The 22,216-nt window shown below is 37.8% G+C and carries 21 protein-coding genes; 7 read left to right on the plus strand and 14 right to left on the minus strand.

Going from position 1 to position 22,216, the window contains the following annotated elements:
- Nucleotides 1-152 precede the first annotated feature (152 nt).
- The 4 genes from AC1M9H_RS10825 to AC1M9H_RS10840 all read right to left on the minus strand — a co-directional run bounded on the left by AC1M9H_RS10825 (nt 153) and on the right by AC1M9H_RS10840 (nt 4,583).
- A complete protein-coding gene (locus AC1M9H_RS10825) occupies nt 153-1,007 on the minus strand; it encodes a DUF2971 domain-containing protein (RefSeq protein WP_481613370.1) in 855 nt (284 codons plus the stop codon).
- Nucleotides 1,008-1,246: 239 nt separating this feature from the next.
- Entirely contained in the window at nt 1,247-2,263 is a 1,017-nt protein-coding gene (gene ilvC / locus AC1M9H_RS10830) for a ketol-acid reductoisomerase (RefSeq protein WP_035265630.1), read from the minus strand.
- Between the two features lie 104 nt (nt 2,264-2,367).
- Entirely contained in the window at nt 2,368-2,859 is a 492-nt protein-coding gene (ilvN, locus tag AC1M9H_RS10835) for an acetolactate synthase small subunit (RefSeq protein WP_035265631.1), read from the minus strand.
- Complete coding sequence (locus AC1M9H_RS10840) at nt 2,856-4,583, minus strand: acetolactate synthase 3 large subunit (protein ID WP_035265632.1); 1,728 nt, start codon at nt 4,581-4,583, stop codon at nt 2,856-2,858. The genes ilvN and AC1M9H_RS10840 overlap by 4 nt, the downstream gene beginning before the upstream one ends.
- Before the next feature lie 554 nt (nt 4,584-5,137).
- On the opposite strand from AC1M9H_RS10840, the gene AC1M9H_RS10845 reads away from it, so the two are divergent.
- From AC1M9H_RS10845 to AC1M9H_RS10875, 7 genes are all read left to right on the plus strand, one after another.
- Entirely contained in the window at nt 5,138-5,497 is a 360-nt protein-coding gene (locus AC1M9H_RS10845; protein ID WP_481613371.1) for a DUF4124 domain-containing protein, read from the plus strand.
- Between the two features lie 122 nt (nt 5,498-5,619).
- Nucleotides 5,620-8,241, plus strand: a complete 2,622-nt coding sequence (gene leuS / locus AC1M9H_RS10850; RefSeq protein ID WP_481613372.1) for a leucine--tRNA ligase — start codon at nt 5,620-5,622, stop codon at nt 8,239-8,241.
- Nucleotides 8,242-8,484: 243 nt separating this feature from the next.
- A complete protein-coding gene (locus AC1M9H_RS10855) occupies nt 8,485-9,048 on the plus strand; it encodes an LPS-assembly lipoprotein LptE (RefSeq protein ID WP_035270158.1) in 564 nt (187 codons plus the stop codon).
- A gap of 6 nt (nt 9,049-9,054) precedes the next feature.
- Nucleotides 9,055-10,041, plus strand: coding sequence for a DNA polymerase III subunit delta (holA, locus tag AC1M9H_RS10860; protein ID WP_481589268.1), 987 nt, complete (start codon nt 9,055-9,057; stop codon nt 10,039-10,041).
- A gap of 123 nt (nt 10,042-10,164) precedes the next feature.
- Nucleotides 10,165-11,517 carry a MacA family efflux pump subunit gene (locus tag AC1M9H_RS10865; RefSeq protein ID WP_481613373.1) on the plus strand — a complete coding sequence of 451 codons (1,353 nt, stop codon included), beginning with the start codon at nt 10,165-10,167 and terminating at the stop codon, nt 11,515-11,517.
- A gap of 2 nt (nt 11,518-11,519) precedes the next feature.
- A complete protein-coding gene (locus tag AC1M9H_RS10870; protein ID WP_481591671.1) occupies nt 11,520-13,496 on the plus strand; it encodes a MacB family efflux pump subunit in 1,977 nt (658 codons plus the stop codon).
- A 12-nt stretch (nt 13,497-13,508) separates the two neighbouring features.
- Nucleotides 13,509-14,924 carry an efflux transporter outer membrane subunit gene (locus AC1M9H_RS10875; protein WP_481613374.1) on the plus strand — a complete coding sequence of 472 codons (1,416 nt, stop codon included), beginning with the start codon at nt 13,509-13,511 and terminating at the stop codon, nt 14,922-14,924.
- Nucleotides 14,925-15,055: 131 nt separating this feature from the next.
- Here the strand turns inward: AC1M9H_RS10875 and AC1M9H_RS10880 are convergent, their stop codons facing one another.
- The 10 genes from AC1M9H_RS10880 to AC1M9H_RS10925 all read right to left on the minus strand — a co-directional run.
- Complete coding sequence (locus tag AC1M9H_RS10880; protein ID WP_481613387.1) at nt 15,056-15,382, minus strand: tetratricopeptide repeat protein; 327 nt, start codon at nt 15,380-15,382, stop codon at nt 15,056-15,058.
- A gap of 84 nt (nt 15,383-15,466) precedes the next feature.
- A complete protein-coding gene (locus tag AC1M9H_RS10885; RefSeq protein WP_481613375.1) occupies nt 15,467-15,622 on the minus strand; it encodes a hypothetical protein in 156 nt (51 codons plus the stop codon).
- 6 nt (nt 15,623-15,628) lie between these two features.
- Nucleotides 15,629-15,886: a tetratricopeptide repeat protein gene (locus AC1M9H_RS10890; RefSeq protein ID WP_481613376.1), complete on the minus strand. Its 258-nt coding sequence runs from the start codon at nt 15,884-15,886 to the stop codon at nt 15,629-15,631.
- A gap of 51 nt (nt 15,887-15,937) precedes the next feature.
- The gene (locus AC1M9H_RS10895) at nt 15,938-16,633 is read right to left on the minus strand and encodes a hypothetical protein (RefSeq protein WP_481613377.1); all 696 of its coding nucleotides are present in this window, start codon (nt 16,631-16,633) and stop codon (nt 15,938-15,940) included.
- On the minus strand, nt 16,620-16,937 hold the full coding sequence (locus AC1M9H_RS10900) for a hypothetical protein (protein WP_481613378.1): 318 nt from the start codon (nt 16,935-16,937) through the stop codon (nt 16,620-16,622). The genes AC1M9H_RS10895 and AC1M9H_RS10900 overlap by 14 nt, the downstream gene beginning before the upstream one ends.
- A gap of 18 nt (nt 16,938-16,955) precedes the next feature.
- Nucleotides 16,956-17,177, minus strand: coding sequence for a hypothetical protein (locus AC1M9H_RS10905; RefSeq protein ID WP_481613379.1), 222 nt, complete (start codon nt 17,175-17,177; stop codon nt 16,956-16,958).
- Nucleotides 17,178-17,360: 183 nt separating this feature from the next.
- A complete protein-coding gene (locus AC1M9H_RS10910) occupies nt 17,361-18,113 on the minus strand; it encodes a putative type VI secretion system effector (RefSeq protein ID WP_481613380.1) in 753 nt (250 codons plus the stop codon).
- The gene (locus AC1M9H_RS10915) at nt 18,114-20,876 is read right to left on the minus strand and encodes a T6SS effector BTH_I2691 family protein (protein WP_481613381.1); all 2,763 of its coding nucleotides are present in this window, start codon (nt 20,874-20,876) and stop codon (nt 18,114-18,116) included. It lies immediately after the preceding gene.
- Nucleotides 20,869-21,825 carry a hypothetical protein gene (locus AC1M9H_RS10920; protein WP_481613382.1) on the minus strand — a complete coding sequence of 319 codons (957 nt, stop codon included), beginning with the start codon at nt 21,823-21,825 and terminating at the stop codon, nt 20,869-20,871. The genes AC1M9H_RS10915 and AC1M9H_RS10920 overlap by 8 nt, the downstream gene beginning before the upstream one ends.
- Nucleotides 21,822-22,216, minus strand: a 395-nt coding sequence (locus tag AC1M9H_RS10925) for a DUF2345 domain-containing protein (RefSeq protein ID WP_481613383.1), incomplete at its 5' end; no start/stop codon positions are given. The genes AC1M9H_RS10925 and AC1M9H_RS10920, both read right to left, overlap by 4 nt.

Genomic DNA, 22,216 nt, shown 5'->3' on the forward strand with positions numbered 1-22,216 from the left:
TAAGTGTTATTTTTCAAATAATCATTATTATATTTAGCCCAGCTGCATTCGGATATAACTTAATCTACCTGTCATTGAGTTATTTTTTAATGACTTTTTTGCCAAGAAAACTTCCCTTTTTTATTAGATGAACCATAAATTTGCTATTAAAACTAAATATCACTTTTCTTTAAACTCCATGATTCATAGTCAACAGTGGCTCTTTTTATTTTGATTCCTCTTAATCTACAATTTCCAACTAATCCATTAAAAGAGTCTCTTGGTGAATTAAACACATTTTCTTGCTTTGAGTTAAATACATCATCACTTCTTTTTAATCTAGAAAGGGTCTTTTCACCAATATAAATTTCTTTGATGGCAGATGATGTAAAGTGAAATAAATATAACGGTCTAAAATCATGAATCACACAAGACCAATTTTGATTGCTAAAATCTTTTTTATCATTATAGGTTTTACCTGCATAGCTGATTAAGTCAGCTCTTTTTAGATTTTTGACTACTCTTACTTCGTGCTCATACAGCCAACAAATTTGCTTATGTAAAAAAGCTCGTTTTAATAAATGACCGCAGCTTTTATTTAGCGAATAGTATTCATCATTGCCTATATTTAGCAAATCATCCTGATTCGGAATATAATTACTTTCAGGCTCTTGTTCAAAATATTCCATTTTTCCTTGATGAGCTTTAATAATAAAGCCTTCATCATTAAAACCAGCTTCATCTACGTCAAATCCAATAGCCAATCCAGTATGAGAGGCGCCATAATGCGCCCACATAAGTGGGTCTAAAGGATTCATTGTGAGACTAAGCGAGGCATATTTTTTTGAAAAATTATTACGAAAAGCACTGTTTTGCCCTCCTTTACTGAGGAAGCCATCTCTATCTTTAAAACCAAATGCAGTGCTTTCAAAAGGATCATTAAAATCATTGAGGTGAGTAAACCCTATCGTATTATTTTCTAAAATTCTTAACCCAGAATCAAAACTCACATATTTATATAAAATCATTTTTCTTATCCAATAAAAACAACCCCGCTTTCGCAGGGTTTTATAGCATAAAAATCAGCTAGATAAGAAAATTTGTTTTCTCTTGATCAACGATTTTGTTTGTTTGAATCCAAGGTACGAAAGAGACATAAAGCGATGCTTTATTTCTCTTTAGGCACGTATCAATATTACAGCTATAAATTAAGACATAAAAAAAGCCCCTGTTAAAAACAAGGGCTTTTTGACTTAGAAATTAGAACTTAGTTCTTTTCTTTATCAACGATTTTGTTTGCTTGAATCCAAGGCATCATCGCACGCAATTTAGCACCAGTTACTTCGATACCGTGAGCAGCATTTTGACGACGACGAGCAGTCATAGATGGGTAGTTCAACGCACCTTCTTGGATGAACATCTTCGCATATTCACCAGATTGAATACGTTTAAGCGCATTGCGCATCGCTTCACGAGACTGTTCGTTGATTACTTCAACACCAGTAACGTATTCACCGTACTCAGCATTGTTAGATACAGAGTAGTTCATGTCCGCGATACCGCCTTCGAACATTAAGTCAACGATCAATTTAAGTTCGTGTAGACATTCGAAGTAAGCCATTTCTGGCGCATAACCAGCTTCAACAAGAGTTTCGAAGCCCATTTTAACCAATTCAACAGCACCACCACAAAGAACTGCTTGCTCACCGAAAAGGTCAGTTTCAGTTTCTTCACGGAAAGAAGTTTCGATAATACCTGTACGACCACCACCAACACCTGAAGCGTAAGAAAGCGCAAGGTTACGTGCATTACCAGAAGCATCTTGGTGAATCGCGATAAGATCAGGAACACCTGAACCACGTTGATATTCAGAACGTACAGTGTGACCAGGTGCTTTTGGAGCAACCATGATTACGTCTAAGTCAGCACGTGGAACAACTTGGTTATAAAGAACAGAGAAACCATGAGCAAATGCAAGAGTAGCACCTTGCTTGATGTTTGGCTCAATTACATCACGGTAAAGTTGAGCTTGGAATTCATCTGGAGTCAAGATCATTACTACGTCAGCTTGAGCTACAGCAGCAGGAACTTCAGCAACTTTAAGACCAGAATTTTCAGCTTTTTTCCAAGAAGCAGAACCAGCACGTAAACCAACAGTTACGTCAACGCCAGAATCTTTAAGGTTAAGCGCGTGAGCGTGACCTTGTGAACCGTAACCAATGATTGCTACTTTCTTAGATTGGATGATAGATAAGTCGCAGTCTTTATCATAAAAAATTTGCATTGCTGTCTCCGCTAAAATGCTTTGGCTTCCGTTTGATTAGCGAATGTTAATGTGGTTCGCCAACCCCCTCCTCTCGGAGGAGGGAAGAATTTGTTAATAAAAAATTAGATTGTTAAAACTTTTTCGCCACGTGCGATACCAGACACACCTGAACGTACAACTTCAAGAATGGTATTCTCTGCCAAAGCATCAATAAAACCATCAATTTTCTCAGTTGTACCCGCGATTTGAATCGTGTAAGTCGTTGGTGTTACATCCACGATTTGTCCGCGGAAGATATCTGCTGTGCGTTTAATTTCAGCACGCGCAGAACCCAAAGCTTTTACTTTGATTAACATCAATTCACGTTCAATGTGTGAACCTTCAGAAAGGTCAACCACTTTAACCACTTCAACAAGTTTGTTGAGTTGTTTTGTGATTTGCTCAATCTTGTGATCATCACCATAAGTCGTCAATGTCAAACGAGACATTGTTGGGTCTTCTGTTGGCGCAACGTTCAAAGTTTCAATGTTATAACCACGTTGTGAGAACAAACCCACTAAACGTGAAAGCGCGCCAGATTCGTTCTCAATGAGAACAGAGATGATATGTCTCATGCTGTGCGCTCCCCTTTAGATAACCACATATCTGTCATAGATTGACCCGCGATTAACATCGGATAAACATGCTCAGTACGGTCAACCATCACGTTGATGAATACACATTTATCATTAATCGCCATTGCTTCTGCAAGCTTCGATTCAAGCTCATCCGCATGATCAATTTGAATACCTACATGTCCGTAAGCTTCCATCAACTTCGCAAAGTCAGGCAATGACTCAACATATGAACTTGAGTGACGACCTTCATAATTCATATCTTGCCATTGCTTCACCATACCTAAAGCACGGTTGTTTAAGCACAAGATTTTAACATTTAGGCCATATTGCTTACATGTTGAGAGCTCTTGGATACACATCTGAATGGATGCTTCACCTGTAATACAAACAACTTGTTGGTCAGGGAATGCAAGCTTAGCCGCCATCGCATATGGAAGACCAACACCCATCGTGCCTAAGCCACCTGAGTTAATCCATTGACGTGGACGTGTGTATTTGTAATACAACGCACCAAACATCTGATGTTGACCAACGTCAGAAGTGATGATTGCTTGGCTGTTCGTTACTTTATCTAAAGCTTGAACAACTTGTTGAGGTTTCATCGTACCGTCAGTTGGTTTTTCATATTTCAAACCATGAACCTGACGCCACTCATTGATTTGTTTCCACCAATCCGCAATAGCTTCAGGGTTCGGCTTAGAAATATTCAGCTGTTTTAATTGCGCTAACATTTCTTGAAGAACTGGCTCTACCGCACCCACGATTGGGATATGCGCCATGATTGTTTTTGAAATCGTCGCAGGATCGATATCAATGTGAATCACTTTCGCATTTGGACAGAATTTTGCAGGATTATTGGTTACACGGTCATCGAAACGTGCGCCAACACATAGAATCACATCAGCGTGACCCATGGTCATGTTCGCTTCATATGTCCCATGCATACCCAACATACCAATAAATTGAGGATCATTACCAGGGAATGCACCTAGCCCCATCAATGTATTGGTTACTGGATAACCCAATAGATGTGCTAATTCAGTCAATAAATGTGATGCATTGCCTTGAACAACACCACCGCCCGTATAAATAATAGGACGTTTAGCATTGATCAATTCATCAATAGCTTTGCGGATCTGACCAGTATGACCACGGTGTGGCGGCTGGTAAGAGCGCATTTTTACTTTTTCAGGATATTCGTATGCAAATTTTTCAGCAGGGTTTGTTGCATCTTTTGGAATATCAACAACCACAGGACCTGGACGACCTGATGACGCGATATAGAAAGCTTTTTTAATAACCGCTGGAATTTCACTCGCATGACGCACTTGGAAACTGTGTTTAACGATTGGACGAGAAATACCCACCATATCCGTTTCTTGGAATGCATCTTCACCAATCAAATGGCTTGCAACCTGACCAGACAAAATCACCATTGGGATTGAGTCCATGTAAGCTGTCGCAATTGGTGTCACAGTGTTAGTCGCACCTGGACCCGAAGTCACCAGTACAACACCTGTCTTACCTGTTACGCGCGAGTATGCATCTGCCATATGACCAGCAGCTTGCTCATGACGCACGAGGTAATGATTAATTTTGTCTTGTTTGAATAGCGCGTCGTAAATGTGTAAAACTGCGCCGCCTGGATATCCAAAAACATGTTCAACGCCTTCGTCCGCCAATGCGCGAACAAGCATTTCACCACCAGATAAAAGTTCCAACGTATTCACCCTAATCTTATTTCCACGACGTTTATGGGAGACATAAGTCGTGTTTCATTCATTCGTTTGTATGCACTGTTATAGCACACATATTTCATCGTTTTTGCTGCAATAATAAAATTTTTCGATCGCAACCGTTTGAGTTGCGACTGCATATTCAATATGTTGGGATAAACATATTTCTGCTATTTCATTGTCTCGGCTTAGAGACAACGTTATTGCAAGCTATGATATTTATTCGAAGGGTGATCGAACAAAACATATAAAACTAGAGCAGCATTTTTAGTTTTTTCACGACCAAAGTCAAGGTTTGCCGAAACCTTTTTATTGTTTATTTACCAACCGATTATTTTTCAAACGATAACTTTTGGTTGGGTGATTTATAAAAAAAATTTCAAACACTTATTTTTAATATTTATATAAAACAATTTATACGCAAAATGATTTTTTTGATTAAAATAAAACCAATTAATCTTCATCAGTATCCAGCAAAATGCTGCGATATAAACGTGTAAAAGAACTCACTCCCCTCATATTTCTTTATAGGTGAAGTCATGAATTCACTAGCATCATCTTTAAAACTTTCTTGTTTAGCATCAACGGTTGTTTTCGTTTCTATTTATTCATCTATGGTGCAGGCAAAAGAATATTACAAATGGGTCGATCAAAATGGTTCAACCCACTACACCACTACCCCGCCACCAAAATCAGCAAAAAAGAAAGGTAAAGTTGAAACATATGGTTGGAAAGCACCAACAACATCAGTCAATACCAATACAAATCCGAGCAAAGCTCCTCAAACCTCACAGACTCAAACGATACCAACGCAACAGCAAACAAACGGTGCTTCAAATACTGAGTCACAAAACACAAATGCTGCTCCATTAAGCGAAACTCAAGTTTCAAATGAGTGAAATTGTCTTTTTGATCTTAATTTAAGTTTTGCATCCATTTTCAGTCTGTAAAATTCACTTTTAGGTGCGTTTTGCGCTATGCTGTGCGCTAAATTTTTTAACCGTTCTCTTGTATTACGTATATGACTACTCACATTGACTCTGAATACCAAGCCAGTGCGATTGAGCCCCAAGTTCAACAGAACTGGGAATCTCGCAAAGCCTTTAAAGTTGCCGACACTGTAGAAGGTCCACGTCGATATATCCTCTCGATGTTCCCTTACCCAAGTGGCAAACTGCATATGGGTCATGTACGTAACTACACGATTGGTGACGTGATCAGCCGCTTCCACCGTTTAAAAGGTGAAACTGTATTACAACCAATGGGTTGGGATGCGTTTGGTTTACCTGCTGAAAATGCTGCGATTGCACACCAAGTTGCACCGGCAAAATGGACCTTTGAAAATATCGATTACATGCGTAATCAGCTTAAAAAATTAGGTCTTGCGGTTGATTGGGATCGTGAATTTGCAACGTGTACACCAGAATATTATCGCTGGGAACAATGGTTATTCGTTCAGCTTTATAAAAAAGGCTTAATCTACCGTAAGCTTTCAACGGTAAATTGGGACCCTGTAGACCAAACTGTACTTGCAAATGAACAAGTAGAAAATGGTCGTGGTTGGCGTTCAGGTGCATTGGTTGAAAAACGTGATATTCCAATGTACTACTTCCGCATTACCGATTATGCACAAGAATTACTTGACGATTTAGATACCTTAAAAGACGGTTGGCCACAACAAGTGTTGACCATGCAACGTAACTGGATTGGTCGCTCACAAGGGATGGAAATCACCTTCCCTTCAGCAAATCCTGAAATTTATGCAGATGGCCTAACTGTATTTACTACACGTGCTGACACTTTAATGGGTGTAACTTATGTTGCAGTTGCAGCAGAACACCCGATGGCGCTTAAAGCTGCGGAAAATAATCCTGAACTTGCTGCATTTATTGAAGAATGCCGTATGGGTTCTGTGGCAGAAGCCGACCTCGCTACTGCTGAAAAGAAAGGCATGGCAACAGGTTTGTCAGTTAAGCACCCTGTAACAGGTGAAGAAGTTCCTGTTTGGATCGCAAACTATGTATTGATGTCATACGGTTCAGGTGCGGTGATGGCGGTGCCTTCACACGATGAACGTGACTTTGAATTTGCCAATAAATATGGTTTAACCATCAAGCAAGTGATTGATGCTAAAGGTGCTGATGATGCAGACTTTGATGCAACTCAGTGGCAAGAATGGTACGGCTCAAAAGACGGCAAACTGGTTAATTCAGGTGAATTTGACGGTTTAGATTTCCAAGGTGCATTCGATGCATTCTTAGCGAAACTAGAACCTCAAGGTCTTGCCAATGTAAAAGTTCAATTCCGTTTACGTGACTGGGGTGTTTCTCGTCAACGTTATTGGGGTTGTCCAATTCCAATGATCAACTGTGACACCTGTGGTCAAGTACCAGTACCTGAAGATCAACTTCCTGTAGTACTTCCAACAGATGTCGTGCCAGATGGTTCAGGTAACCCACTGAATAAAATGCCTGAATTCTATGAAACTAAGTGCCCATGCTGTGGTGGCGATGCACGTCGTGAAACAGATACATTGGATACGTTTGTAGAATCTTCTTGGTACTATGCGCGTTATGCATCTCCAGATTTTACTGGTGGTATGGTTAAACCTGAAGCAGGTCAAACTTGGCTTCCTGTAAACCAATACATCGGTGGTGTTGAACACGCGATTCTGCATTTGTTATATGCACGTTTCTTCCACAAATTGATGCGTGATGAAGGTGTAGTACAAGGTAACGAACCATTCACCAACTTGTTAACGCAAGGTATGGTACTTGCTGATACCTATTACCGCGAATCTGAATCAGGTAAAAAAACCTGGTTCAACCCTGCTGACATCGAACTTGAGCGTGATGAAAAAGGTCGTATCACATCTGCAAAATACAAAGGTGATGGTCAAGACGTTATCGTTGGCGGTCAAGAAAAAATGTCGAAATCGAAAAATAATGGTATCGACCCACAATCTATTATTGACCAATACGGCGCAGATACTGCACGTGTATTTATGATGTTCGCTGCACCACCTGATCAATCACTTGAATGGTCAGATGCAGGTGTGGAAGGTGCAAACCGCTTCTTAAAACGTGTATGGCGCTTGGCAACGGGTTTCCTTGAACAAGGTAATACTGCATCAGCGATTGATAAAGCTGCGCTTTCAACTGCGGCTCAAGACTTACGTCGTAAGACTCACGAAACCATCCAAAAAGTGGGTGATGACATCGAACGTCGTCATGCATTTAACACTGCGATTGCAGCGATGATGGAACTTCTGAATGCAAACAATAAGTTTGAAGCGAAAGATGACAATGATGTTGCTGTTGCACGTGAATCTATTACAACGCTTTTAACTTTACTTGCTCCATTTGCACCGCATTTAAGTGAAACGTTATTGGCGCAGTTTGGTATCGAGTTAAATGCAACATTATTCCCTCAAGTGGATGAATCTGCATTAACACGTAATACACAAACCATTGTGGTTCAAGTGAACGGTAAGCTTCGTGGCAAACTTGAAGTGTCTGTAGATGCATCGAAAGATGACATTCTGGCGCAAGCAAAAGCATTGCCTGAAGTACAACAATTCTTAACAGGTCCAACCAAGAAAGAAATCGTTGTTCCGAATAAATTAGTGAATTTGGTGGTTTAAGAACCTTAAAGCCTCCCTGAGTAAGATATAAAGCACAGCTTTAGATCAAAGCGCAAGAAAGGGAGGTTTGGAGGGATTTAATTTCCATTGCGAATCATTGCTTCTCACCTCTTTTAAAAAGAGGGGAATATAAGGATTTCACAATTCCCAAACAAAGCCCGTTGCCAGTCAACGGGCTTTGCACATACAATCAGAATATTCAAAATTTATCCTGAGTCTCAGGAAATACACAGAGGATCTACAATGCATTTGAGCAAACGTTTAGCTATTGCTGTTCTAACTTTAGGCTTAAGCGCAACTATGGTCGGCTGTGGATTTCATCTAAAAGGGACCAATCCAACTTCAACGCCACTGGCTTATACAAAGCTTGAATTAGCACTCCCTGCCAATACTTCTGATTTAGAGCGTAAACTCAGTGTTTATCTCACTGCTGCAGGTGTGCAACTAAGTAACTCTAACGATGCATATGTATTGCGTATCATTGACTATAAACCAATTCGCCATGAGCTCAACGGCAAACTCATTGAAGTTCTACTCAGACTTTCTGTGACTTTCCAAATCGAAGATCGTCAAGGTAACTTGGTGACAAAACCTCGAACTTTAACTGCGACACGTACATATCAATATAACGTTGCAACCGTGAACACAGATGATCAACAAAATAAATATCTCAGTGAAATCTTAATTGACGATGTCGCTCAACAGATCTCTCGTCAAATTGCTGCAAACCGTCTGCCAAAAGCAGAAGCAAATGTACTGTTACCTGTGCAACAAACTTTTGAACCTACTGCCTCTGAAAATCCGTAACTCAGAATGAAGTTAGATTATCTACAAGCATTAAAACGTGTAAACGAAGCACGTGGTGCATGGGTATTACATGGTCAAGAACCTTTACTTGAGCAAAATCTTTTAGATGCTTTCCGTCAAAGTTGGATCATCAATCACGTGGAAAGAGAACGCTATGACATCCAAAGCGTTGCTGATTGGAAAAATGTATTTAATGCACTCAACAGCCTTTCTCTTTTTTCACAAAATCTCGCAGTAGAGGTCCATGGCAACATTAAGCCAGATGCCAATGCGTTAAAGTTACTCAAGCATTATATCCAGCATAATGAACACAACTTGTTGTTGATCATTATGCCTAAGCAAGATAGCAGTAGCTTAAAGTCGGCGTTTTTTCAAACGATTGAAGCCAATGGCGTCTTGGTTCCTCTTACAGCAACTTATGCGCAAGATCGTCAGCGTATACTCAGCATAGAAGCTGATAAAATTGGGATTCAACTGAGCCAAGATGCATGGCAATGGCTCGAAGTCCACCACGAACATAATTTATTGGCTGCTAAAAACAGCTTAATGCGTCTGGCAGACACGTTCCCCGATGTACAGCATCTTGAAATGCAACATTTGCTCGAATGCTTACAAGATCAATCACGCTATACCACTTTTGACTTAAGCGATGCATTAATTTCAGGCAACCTAAGCCAAGCGATCAAAATATACCAATATTTAGTCGAAGCTGGCGAACCACATAGTTTGGTCTTATGGACGGTAAGCAAAGAAATGCGCTTACTGATGCAACTTTTTGAGCAACCACAAAATGCATTACAACTCGGCATCTGGAAAACCAAAGTCAGTCTTTATCAACAAGCCTTGCGACGCCTTAATCCCAAGCAATTTCTCACATGGCCACAGTTGCTATTAAGAATCGATGCTGCCATCAAAGGCAAAAATATCGAAAATCCAGAACATCTCATGCAACAAGCCATTGCTGAATTATGTGGAAAAACCTTGTTTGCTTAGTTAACGAGCAAGGTCTATTTATAACTATAAAAATGATTATTGATTTTATTTAAGAAAAATACACTTTTTATCCTTATTTCATCATTATAATTCTCTCAATTTCCGTCATTTTTCAATATCGCCATGCAAAAAATAAAACCAACGAAATTGATTATCATCGCGATCATTACGATTGCAGCTATCGCTTTAGCTTGGTATTTTTTTAAACCTAAAGATGAGCAACCTCAGTTTATTACCGCTGAAGTGACACGTGGTGATATTGAAAACTCTGTCCTTGCAACAGGTGTATTAGAAGCGACCAAAATGGTTAGCGTTGGTGCACAGGTTTCAGGTCAGGTGAAAAAAATGTATGTACAACTGGGCGATCAAGTTAAACAAGGTCAACTGATTGCTCAAATCGATTCCGTTCGTCAGGAAAATGATCTAAAAACAGCTGAAGCCAGTATTAAAAATCAGTTGGCTCAATTGGCAGTCAAACAAGCAAATCTGACTAAAGTTGAGGCGGAATATAATCGCCAAAAAGCCATGTATGCCCAAGATGCAACTTCTCGTGCCGAATATGAGTCCGCATTAGCAAGTTATAAAACTGCTCAAGCCGATATCGTCGCGATGAATGCTCAAATCGAGCAATCTCGTTTATCACTGGCTACGACTAAAGAAGATTTAGGCTATACCCGTATCGTTGCTCCGATGGATGGCACAATTGTGGCAATTGTGACTGAAGAAGGTCAAACAGTGAACGCGAATCAAAGCGCGCCAACCATCGTGAAATTAGCAAAACTTGACACCATGACGGTTAAGGCTGAAATTTCTGAAGCAGATGTTATGCGTGTTGAGGAAGGTCAAACTGTTTATTTCACTACTTTAGGTAATAGCGAGAAAAAGCATTACGCAACACTGCGTCAAGTTGAACCTGCACCTAACTCAATCAATACAGAAACCAACAACTCAAATTCATCTTCATCAAGCACAGCTGTGTATTACAACGCTCTATTCGATGTTCCTAATGAAGATGGAAAATTGCGTATTGATATGACTGCTCAAGTTTATATCGTGTTAGATGAAGTAAAGAATGCACTGACTATTCCATCTTCTGCTGTTCAAAGCTCTAATCGTCCTGCTCGCCAGCGTGGTGCAAATGCGGGTTCAAATGCCCAAGAACGTAATGAACAAGCTCGTGGTAAAGGGCGTGCCGAACGTTCATCAGCTGATCGTCCTAAGCGTTTAGAATTAACCGCTGAGGAAAAGGCATTAGTCGATCAAGGTAAAGCTTCCATGGCTATGGTACGCGTACTTCAAGCAGATGGCACAGCCAAACCGACCCCTGTTCTTATCGGTCTAAATAACCGTGCAACAGCACAAGTTTTACGCGGTTTAAAATTAGGCGATAAAGTTGTAATTGCGGATGGCTCTGATTCATCAAATGACTCAGCTAAACGTGGCGCACGTGGTGGCGCTGGCCCAATGAGAATGTAATTATGAGTCAGACGAGAATGCCTCTACTCGAGGTCAAAAACCTGACCCGTGAATTCCCTGCTGGTGAATCTACTGTGCAAATTCTAAAAGGGGTAAATCTTGAGATTTATCCTGGAGAATTGGTTGCCATTGTAGGTCAATCAGGCTCAGGAAAATCAACACTGATGAACATCTTAGGATGTTTAGATAAACCGACCAATGGTAGCTACAAGGTTAAGGGACGCGAAACACGTGAGCTAGAACCAGACGAACTTGCTCAATTACGCCGTGAATATTTCGGATTTATCTTCCAGCGCTACCATTTACTTGGTGACTTAAATGCAGCTGGTAATGTCGAAGTCCCTGCGATCTATGCCGGCGCTGATGCTTCTGAACGCCATGATCGTGCGGTTCAACTTTTGTCTGATTTAGGTCTAGGTGAAAAAACCCAAAACCGCCCAAGTCAACTTTCAGGTGGTCAGCAACAGCGTGTTTCGATTGCTCGCGCGTTGATGAATGGCGGTGATGTTATTCTCGCCGATGAGCCTACTGGGGCATTAGATAAAAACAGCGGTATTGAAGTGATGCGTATTTTACGCGAGCTGAATGCCAAAGGTCATACCATCATTCTCGTTACTCATGATCACAATGTTGCCAAAAATGCGACTCGTATTATTGAGATTTCAGACGGTAATATTATTTCAGATGAACCCAATGTTCCTGAGATTGATGATGGCTTTGAACGTGAAGAATTGATTCGTGCTGAGCAAAAGAAAACATCGTCTTGGCGTTCAGCTTTAGACCGTTTAGGTGAAGCTTTCCGCATGGCGCTTCTGGCCATGAATGCTCATCGAATGCGTACTTTTTTGACTATGCTCGGAATCATTATCGGGATCGCATCTGTCGTTTCGGTTGTCGCACTTGGTAATGGATCACAAAAACAAATTTTAGAAAATATTAGTAGTTTGGGGACCAATACCATTACGGTCTACCAAGGACGTGGTTTTGGTGATAACTCCCGATCTTCTCAGGCCAAGACCTTAATCCCTGCTGATGCTGATGCATTAGCGGAACAGCCTTATGTCGATGGAGTCAGTCCTTCAGTCAATAGTTCTGTCACAGGAAGATATAAAGATGTAGAGGCATCCACAACGGTCAATGGTGTCAGCGAAGACTTTTTCTATGTGCGTGGTTTAACGTTTAAATCAGGTCAACCATTTGACAAACATAGTGTTACTGAACAAGCCCAAGATGTTGTGATTGATACCAATACCCAAAAGACATTCTTTAGCGATGGTACGGATCCTATTGGTCAAGTAATTCTATTGGGCAGTGTACCTAGTCGTATTATTGGTATCGTAGATGCTCAACAAGGTGCAATGGGTAATTCAGATAGTCTCAATGTCTATCTCCCTTACTCAACTGTCATGAGTCGAATGCTTGGACAGTCGAATGTGAGAAGCATCATCGTTCGTGTAAAAGATGAATATTCAAGCACAGCTGCTGAAAATGCAATCTTGAATTTACTCGTTCAACGTCATGGGGCTCAAGATGTCTTCACACAAAATGCGGACAGTATTCGTGAAACCATCCAGCAAACTACCGCTACAATGACTTTACTTATTTCTGCGATTGCTGTGATTTCTTTAGTCGTTGGTGGTATCGGTGTCATGAACATTATGTTGGTGTCTGTCACTGAACGAACGCAAGAAATTGGTGTGCGAATGGCCGTGGGTGCTCGACAAAGCGATATTTTGCAACAATTCCTGATTGAAGCCGTATTGGTCTGTATTTTAGGCGGTATCCTTGGGGTGTTGTTATCACTAGGTATTGGTCAGCTGATTACACACTTTGCTGGTGGCACGTTCCAAATGGCGTATTCAACCACATCAATAATAGCCGCATTCGTTTGTTCAAGTTTAATCGGGATCGTATTCGGTTTTATCCCAGCACGAAATGCTGCTCGCTTAAATCCTGTCGATGCACTGTCAAGAGAATAATAGGGTACAACTATGCGTAATCAACTTCATAAACTGTTCATGACCTTAGCATTAACAGGCTCTTTAGTCGGTTGTGCGGCTGTAGTGAAAACGCCTTATCAAGCTCCTGCAGTCGATATTCCACAGGGCTTTCAAAACAGCCAACTACTCAGCCAAAATATCCACCAACAGGCTTTTCATGATCAATGGTGGACATTATTTGGTGATGCACAGCTCAACCAATTGGTTGAACAAGTGATTGCCCGTAATACTGATTTAGCTGTTGCTGGGATTAATTTGCAACAAGCACGCATTCAAGCCAAGCAATCTGAAAGTCAGCAAGGTGTGCGTATTAGCAATGCAGGTGCATCGGTCGGTCATCGCTTTAGTTTAGATGGTGATGGCGATTCTTCAAATGGTATTTCACTGAACTATCCTGGCTTAAGCTATGAGCTAGACTTGTTCGGTAAATTGGCCAATCAAACTGAAGCATCTCGATGGGAAGCGCTTGCGACTGAGCAAGATTTACAAGCCACTGCACAAAGCCTGATTGCGACAACTGCACAATTGTATTGGCAATTGGGATATCTCAACGAACGCCTATCTGTGGCTCAACAAAATTTGGCGAGTACGCAGAAAACTTATGAATTAGTGCAAACACAGTATCGAGCTGGGGCGGTATCAGGTCTTGATTTAACGTCAGCTGAACAAGCTGTTCAAAGTCAAAAAGCTACGTTAAGCCAGATCGAACAGCAAAAAGTTGAAACTCGAACTGCTCTTGCGGTATTGCTCAATCAACCTGTACAACAGTTGAATATCTCGGAGCCACAGCGCTTACCACACTCTGCCATACCGCAAATTCAATCGGGCTTACCAGCTGAGCTTTTATCGCGCCGTCCTGATTTGCAAGCAGCCGAGTTACGTTTACGCAAAGCACTTGCCAATAAAGATGCCAATAAAGCAAGTTATTACCCTTCGATTAATTTAACGGGTAGTATAACTACTGGAGGCTCAAGCACTTCGCTGAGTAATGTCCTGTCTAATCCTGCTGCAATATTGGGTGCGGGTCTTACACTACCCTTCTTGCAATGGAATGACATGAAACGTGATTTACGTGTGAACGAATTGGATTATGAAAAATCAATTATTCAATACCGTCAGACCTTATACAAAGCTTTTGCCGATGTTGAAAATGCGTTATCTGCACGCAATGAAATAGACAAACAAGTCGCTTTACAAGAACGTAATGTTCAACTCGCTGAGAAAACTGAACAACTCACACAAGTACGTTATAAAAATGGTGCAATTGCACTTAAGAATTTGATTGATGCACAACGTACCACACGTGAAGCACGTTTAAGTTTGGTTCAAGCCAAACAAACTCAGTACAATGCTTATGTGACGTTATTGCAAGCTTTAGGTGGTAGTCCGATTCAGCAATTGCCTTGATTTCAATTGAAAAAGCCCGAAAGGGCTTTTTTACTTATGTAAGTTATTTAATTGATTTCGGAAGAGTTAATTAATCCCAGTAAAAATATAGCCAAGTCCTACTTATCTCTGATCTAAATATCAATAAGACATTAATTCTTCAGATTTTCATAATCTTTCTTTAAATTAGCTACTTTAGCTGGATTATATTTCAAGCTCGCATCATCACTATAAATTTCAGAAAGCAATTGATAAGCACCTTCATCACCTTGTCTAAAAGCAACTTCTGCATATTTGATTGCTTCATCTAAATTTTGATTTACACCATTACCAATATAATATTTTAGTGCAACATTACAATTCGCAAATACTTGTCCATTATCCGCAGCTTTCTTAAACCAGATAAATGATTGTTTAGGATCTTTCTCTACCCCTTCACCGCTTTCGTAGGCTAACCCAACATTATTCTGAGAGTCTATATCACCTTGCTCTGCAGCTTTTAACGCCCATTCAAATGAAGCAGCTAAATCCTTGTTAACACCATCTCCATTATATAATAGACCTTAAACTAACACTTGAGACTGTAACAAGCCTTTTTCCGCAGATTGTAGAAAATAATGATATGCTTTCTTTTTATCCAGCTCAACCCCGAGCCCCTTATAGTAGGCTACACCAACGTTATGCAATCCAGCTGCCTCACCTTTATCAGCTAGTTTCATAAACCATTATGTAGAAGCTTCATCATTTCTCGCTAAAACTTCATTTCCATTTCTAAGCAATAAACCCAATTCCAACATAGCATCTGTGGAGCCTAGTTCTGCTGCCTTATTATAAAGTTCATAAGCTTTCTTTAAATTTCCCTTGCCACCATTAGAAGCATAGGTCGTTGCTAATTTATAAATCTCAGAGGAGTTTTCTGATTTTATAAATGTATTGACATCCTGGCTCTCATTTTCTGGAGTTTTTTTTTGAATTAGAGTCATTATTACAACCAATTATTAGAGTACTTAAAATTATAAATAAAATAGACTTTTTCATTTTTTCTCAAAATAGTCGTTTGGATATGGATTATTTTCCTTAAATGCATCTTGATACTCAATGACCCAAGACTTTGTCATATGTTCATTTTTATCAACAAAAGAATTTTTAGTTAAATTAATTTCATCTATATTATTTACACCCAATAATTCTAATATTTTTTCAGTAAGATACCCTTTTCCTTCTTCGGCTTTATACATTGGTAAACTCACAAAAAAATATATTATAAGATAAATCAGCGCCCCACCAAATAAACTAAAAATCAAATTCTCTTTTACCAGTATAAAAATTACAACTATTATAAAAATATAAAAAAAATTAAGAATGCTATATTTTTTTTTCAATTGCTTAATATTTTCACCAGTTCCTATAGGAATGTACATCTTATTATCTTTAGGATCAATTAAAACTAAAGCAACATTATCCTGTACCAAACATATCAATTTAGCCCCTTCATTGAAGTAAATATCTTCAAAAACACCTTGATATTTTTCTCCATTCAGCTCAAAACTACACTCTTTAACATCCCATTGACTATTTGCAACCAAAACAGCTTGTGAGGCTAATGTAGCACTTCCAACAGCTGCTCCAAGGGCAGCAGAAATAGTTGCTTGTTTACCACTATTTCTTATAAAGTCATATTTTGTTTTACTAACAAAAAGATTTTCAATCCGACCTTCAATTTTTTTCATTTTTATCAAAATAATTTTTAGGATAAGGATCATCTTGAATTACATTTCTGTATTCAAATACGCTTTCAATTAATAAAGAATGTTTTACACTTAAGAGTCGACTTGGTAATAAAAAAACCTCTTCGGGATTATTAAACCCCAATACCTCGAAAGCCTGCTTTGACTTCTCTGATAAACGTAATAAAGAACGAATTACGCCCTTCATGATAAACATAATCACAAAATAAAATACAAATAGTACTCCAAACCAAATAATAAAAATCTCTTTATCAAAATCTATCATAAAAATAAATAATAAAATCATACCTATAGCTGTACCTGTCTAGTTCAACCGAGCACCTTTCATTGCTGAAGCTGTATAGGTTTTTTTAGACGCTCCCATACCTACAGGCATATGCAATAAGCCTGATTTAGGGCTTAATACCGCATAAAGTTCATATAGGTTGCCTTTTACTGGTCGAGCTGCACAAATCACTTGTTCATTTTCTTCTAATAATGCACGGTGAAATTGCCCGATACAGATTTTATCGTCTATTTTTGCCACAATACATTGCACATGTAAACGGCTTTGTGAAGCAAAAAAAAGGTTCTGTGCAGAAAGCGATAAGCTCTCAGTCGTACCCGCAGTGCTGAGGACAGAATTTGACTATCACGACCAGACCCCATAGTACCCATCATTTCATTATGAATTTCTAGAGCCTCTAGTCGACCTTCAATTTTGATTAGATTATGCATTTTCCTTATCTAGAATATAGGTTTTAGGATATGGATCATTACTTACAGATTTTCTATACTCATAAACTGATTCTAATAAAATAGAATTTTCATTATCTAAATAGCGGTTTTTTAAAAGACTAAGATTTTGGGGATTATTAAACCCATATAATTTAAAAATCTCCTCTGAGCTTTCAAGAAGAGACTCCAAAGAATCAGAAGCTTTTTTTATGATAAAGGAAAATATAAAATAAAATACAATCCCTGAAATAAAAAAAATAATAATATTTTGTAGATTAATACTATCAAATGTGAAGATTACTATACCTGTAATTAGCATTGAAATGGCATACCAAACTATTTTTTCTTTATGCACTCCAGCTTTATGTTTTGCAAGCGATTCTCCCATACCCACTTGCATATGTAATAGACCGGTTTCAGGACTTAAAACAGAAAACAATTCATAGGTATTATCATCTAATCTCTTTAATGTACAAATTAAATATTCACCTGGCTTGAAAAGTACTTTATGAAATTGTCCTACTAAAACCTTACCATCTAACTCCATAACTACCGATTGAACATTTAGTCTACTTCTTGATGCTAAATATACCGATTGCGCAGATAACGCAATACTTTCTGTAATAGTTCCTAATACTGCTGAAGCAATAATTTGTGAATCCCCTTTAGCACTAAAAGCATTTAATGTACCTTCTCTAATCTCAAGTTTTTTGAGCCTACCTTCAATTTTGATCAAATCTGACATTTAAACACTCCCTATTGATTTCACAAACTCTTCATACTCTTCACTTTCATTTTTAAATTGTTTTTCTTTACTATTGGACTTACGGAAAGATGATTTTTGACACCAATCTTCCAAAGCATTATCTAAAAAAACTTTTTTCAAAAATGCCTCGAGAAGAAACAAACTTAAAACAAATAAATTCAAACCAAATATCACTCTTGTACCCATTAAAAAAGATATCATTCTAGTTTCAGAAAATTTTAGAAAAGATCGCTTGATCACTTCATTATGAGTATATTTAGCGACTGCACTACCCATACCTCCAATTTGTCCAATAGCAAATGCAGCATTTGCACTAATATTTAGTGCAACTATGACTTTAACAGTATTAGATGAGGATTCAGCAAACTTTTTACCATCAACGTAGAAACTTAGAAAACTTGCAACGGTTCCAAAACTACCAGCTAAAGTTCGTAGTGAATTGACATCTTTAATTAATACTGGTGAATGACTCCACCTCTCTCCAAGCATTTCTAACATGACAGATGATGTTGTTAATGAAGCAGCTACAAGTTGGACTAACAACTCTGGTTTATTTTTTAAATCAGCTTTCCAAGCGTCATATTGAAAATAAAAATTCAATAACTCAAAAACTCCAACAACAGCAAGAATTCTATTTTTACTCGTTTCAATTTTATTTTTAATTGAAAGTTGAGTTACATTACTTATATTCTGAGCACTAACATTTCTATAAGTAAATGGTTTATCTCCACTTGACTTAGGTAATGATTCAAGTGCAGCAGAACGAAAATCATGATTATGCATCAGTTGTGCTAAATTGATGTGTTGTGCAAAATCACCACTTCTTAAATAAAACAATCCCACAACATGTGTTTTTGTAGCCTCTCGAGCAATGATAGGAATACTACTAATTGATATAGTTCTAGCTTTTAGATCAGAAAATGTCATTAGTGCACTGTTAAGCATCAAAGACATCCAATAAAACATTTTATCTGTTGATTTGAATCCTGAAGAGTTTAAAAAAGTTTTTGTTTGATTTAGGTTTAGCCACTGATCAAAGCAATCATCTGCGCTTTTGAATAAACCAAAAATTGGTTTTGAATAATCTAAGACAGTTTTCCCAGCTTCACTATTAGAAAAAGTACTATTATAACTTTCAATCAACCTCTTATTATTATAACAATAAGCTCTTAAAAATAAATTTCTAGCATCAACCTTATTACTATTAATCCATTCATCTAATAGAGAATCACCTTTCTTCAAAAATCTCATACCATTCATGAAATCTAAAACTAATATGTGAAATAGAAAACCATTACTATTATCTACTACTTCACCTTCTACTAATTTTTCATTATCATCAAAGCAATGTAATGCATTTATTAAATTATTAGAAACAAGCCAACTATAATGATCACTTTGGTAGGTAATTGCTTTATCATAACTATTTGCAGATAACTCATCTATTTTAGATTTAAAATTACTAACCTTTACCATATCCAAATGTTGCTGATATTTTTTTAACCCCTCTTCAGTTTCAACCACTGCTTCTATTTGAGCTTTTGTTCTTTGCGCAAAGACATCTATACTCTTTTCATGCTTCTCTTCTATATTTTTAGAAATTTGTGCTCTTTGTTCTCTTGTTAAAATTATTCTACTATCATGCTCAAAATGCCCCTTGGCTATGTTTTTCGGAGCATCAATACGATCAAATTTAATTTTTATTATTTTTTCTTTGATCGCTTTTTCTATGTTATCAATTAAATTTACGGTTTGTAATTTATGATTGTTGGTAGTTCCATTTTCTTTCTTATTCAAAAATGAATCAATATTTCCAAAAGACTTTATGTTCCTATTATCATTTAACGTTCTTGTTATACCAATAGGATCGTAAAAAGCCATACATGCTATTGCCAAACCATATTTAGAAAAGCGTTCTTGAGTATTTCCAAGTCGTTTTCCATATACCTCTTTCTTGTTAATCGTTGAAACATTGGAAATGGGGAAACAATGACTTTGTGATGTATTCCCGCCTCGCCAATTGGCTACTCCTAATTTTTGCCATTTTCCCTCCGATACGAATTTATCTGCATTTTTTAAATATTCATCTCTTTTACGTTTAGTCATAGGTGCATGAGTTAATATTAAATACACTTCCTTTGCTTGATTGTTAGGAATCTCTTCAATAGTAACCAAACCTGCCTTCATAATATGCTCACCAGACTGACAAGCAAAATTTGGAGCTGAAAGTGGTGCTTTATCTTTATCTGGATTAAAATATGACAAGAATCCTTGTTTATTGATAATATAACCAGACCATCTCATAGGTCCACTCTGACGTTTAACTAAAGCATAGATATAACCTGTATTAACCATTTCAACAGTGTATTTATGCTTTGTTAAAGCAATATTATTAACATTTTTTCCTAAATTTTTATGTAGTGCCGGTGCGCTTTCGGCAACTGAGTAACGAAGTGGTAGAATATGAAACCCTGGTTTTCTACAAAAATTAGGACACTCCTTTGCATTTCCCTTCGCTGCAGCTGTTGTTTTATTATTTGGTATAGGTCCAAGCGATGGTTTATTCTTCTGCGCAGCCTTTTCTAAATTAGTCTTGGCTTGCTTTGGATCTAATATGACTTTTTGATTTGTCTGTGTTGTTTTTATCCATTTTTCTAAAGCTGTTGCATCTACTTTAACGCCCTTAGCACGTTCTAAAGGATTTTCTAAACTAATTGTATTAATTCTTTTTTCATTACCCATGGATGCTTCTCTCTAAATTATTTACATCTTCTCTTATTGAAATCCAGTCATCTTGATCAATTAAACTCATCGCTTCATTAAAATCATAGTCATTTGAATCTTTCATCCAATATTGATCTAAAACTTTTTTTACTAATGGATGGTGAAAAAAATATCTTCCTAAAATTTCTGCATACAAACCATAACTATACAAATCAGCATATTTATGAATTTCATGCTCTTCATGTGCTGTGAATAAATTCAAAAATATATTTTTAGAGTTTATATTCTTCCTATCTATAGAATGGTTCTTGTGCGCTTCAACGTACACTAGATTACTAATTTCAATAAGATCCAATGCTATAGATTGCTCTCGAGATAGCTTATGAATTTTTTTTGAGATCAATCCATTATTATGATTTTTAGACCAACTAAAATACCCCATTGGATGTACAAAATTCCAACTCTCAAATATATCTAATAAACTATTAAACTCATTTTCCTTGAATATTTGATCTAAATAAATCAAAACTCTAGGATCATACCAACGGAATAAAATTTTTGAATTTAGATCTTGAACGACCACACTACTTTTGAATTTTTCATTTATTTTATTATTATCAAGTATACTTGTCCCAAATCCATGTACTAAATATTTATCATTTTGAACTTCAAAATTATTGGAAATTTTTTCAGCGATTTCTTTCCCAACTTTTTCTAGTACATCTTTCTTGTTTATTTCCAAAAAAAATAAATTAGTATTTTTTGGATTATTCCCCTGAGCTAAAGGTAAATAAATAATATTCTCTTCTTTTAAGCAGCTTTTTATCTCACTAAAGCTATCAGCCTCTAAAGTTTCATCAACTAAAATCAATAATCGACCAGTTCTATCAAAAAGAGCGCTCATACCTTCAAAGATTTTATCTGTAGAGTAATTTTTAATTTCATTGACCAAATAAAAACTACTCATAAAATCACCTTGGCAGAACCCAACTCTGCAGCTTGACCTTGCTTCGCTGAACAATCAGGTAAATTTAATGCAGGAAGATTAACCGAGGCTGGTGAAGTAAACTTATGTTGCCCCGCTTTCGCCTCAAACTTGCCTCCTGTGGTTGGGAATACCCCTGAACCATTTAGTTTCACTTGAGAGCCGCCTGCAGTTAGATTAATTTCATTGGGACTGGTGATATAAATCGTATCTTCAGTGGAAATAATCTGCACACCCTTTCTTGCAATCAGATCAGCACCATCTCCTTGAGCTTGAATCTCAATCTTGCCTTTCCCTGCATAGAGTCGTGCCCCTTCTTGCGCTGCAAATAAACTGATCTTTTTGCTGGCATGTCCGATGATACTGTCTTGGG

This window comes from Acinetobacter sp. ANC_7512, from assembly GCF_056779935.1.

What these genes read in the sequence shown, in the direction of transcription:
- AC1M9H_RS10910 (WP_481613380.1), bottom strand. Translation starts at nt 18,113, where the DNA reads ATGTCAGATTTGATCAAAATTGAAGGTAGGCTCAAAAAACTTGAGATT.
- AC1M9H_RS10885 (WP_481613375.1), bottom strand. Translation starts at nt 15,622, where the DNA reads ATGAAACTAGCTGATAAAGGTGAGGCAGCTGGATTGCATAACGTTGGT.
- AC1M9H_RS10875 (WP_481613374.1), top strand. Translation starts at nt 13,509, where the DNA reads ATGCGTAATCAACTTCATAAACTGTTCATGACCTTAGCATTAACAGGC.
- leuS (WP_481613372.1), top strand. Translation starts at nt 5,620, where the DNA reads ATGACTACTCACATTGACTCTGAATACCAAGCCAGTGCGATTGAGCCC.
- AC1M9H_RS10870 (WP_481591671.1), top strand. Translation starts at nt 11,520, where the DNA reads ATGAGTCAGACGAGAATGCCTCTACTCGAGGTCAAAAACCTGACCCGT.
- AC1M9H_RS10825 (WP_481613370.1), bottom strand. Translation starts at nt 1,007, where the DNA reads ATGATTTTATATAAATATGTGAGTTTTGATTCTGGGTTAAGAATTTTA.
- ilvC (WP_035265630.1), bottom strand. Translation starts at nt 2,263, where the DNA reads ATGCAAATTTTTTATGATAAAGACTGCGACTTATCTATCATCCAATCT.
- AC1M9H_RS10845 (WP_481613371.1), top strand. Translation starts at nt 5,138, where the DNA reads ATGAATTCACTAGCATCATCTTTAAAACTTTCTTGTTTAGCATCAACG.
- AC1M9H_RS10920 (WP_481613382.1), bottom strand. Translation starts at nt 21,825, where the DNA reads ATGAGTAGTTTTTATTTGGTCAATGAAATTAAAAATTACTCTACAGAT.
- AC1M9H_RS10895 (WP_481613377.1), bottom strand. Translation starts at nt 16,633, where the DNA reads ATGAAAAAAATTGAAGGTCGGATTGAAAATCTTTTTGTTAGTAAAACA.
- AC1M9H_RS10915 (WP_481613381.1), bottom strand. Translation starts at nt 20,876, where the DNA reads ATGGGTAATGAAAAAAGAATTAATACAATTAGTTTAGAAAATCCTTTA.
- AC1M9H_RS10890 (WP_481613376.1), bottom strand. Translation starts at nt 15,886, where the DNA reads ATGACTCTAATTCAAAAAAAAACTCCAGAAAATGAGAGCCAGGATGTC.
- AC1M9H_RS10865 (WP_481613373.1), top strand. Translation starts at nt 10,165, where the DNA reads ATGCAAAAAATAAAACCAACGAAATTGATTATCATCGCGATCATTACG.
- AC1M9H_RS10900 (WP_481613378.1), bottom strand. Translation starts at nt 16,937, where the DNA reads ATGATTTTATTATTTATTTTTATGATAGATTTTGATAAAGAGATTTTT.
- holA (WP_481589268.1), top strand. Translation starts at nt 9,055, where the DNA reads ATGAAGTTAGATTATCTACAAGCATTAAAACGTGTAAACGAAGCACGT.
- ilvN (WP_035265631.1), bottom strand. Translation starts at nt 2,859, where the DNA reads ATGAGACATATCATCTCTGTTCTCATTGAGAACGAATCTGGCGCGCTT.
- AC1M9H_RS10855 (WP_035270158.1), top strand. Translation starts at nt 8,485, where the DNA reads ATGCATTTGAGCAAACGTTTAGCTATTGCTGTTCTAACTTTAGGCTTA.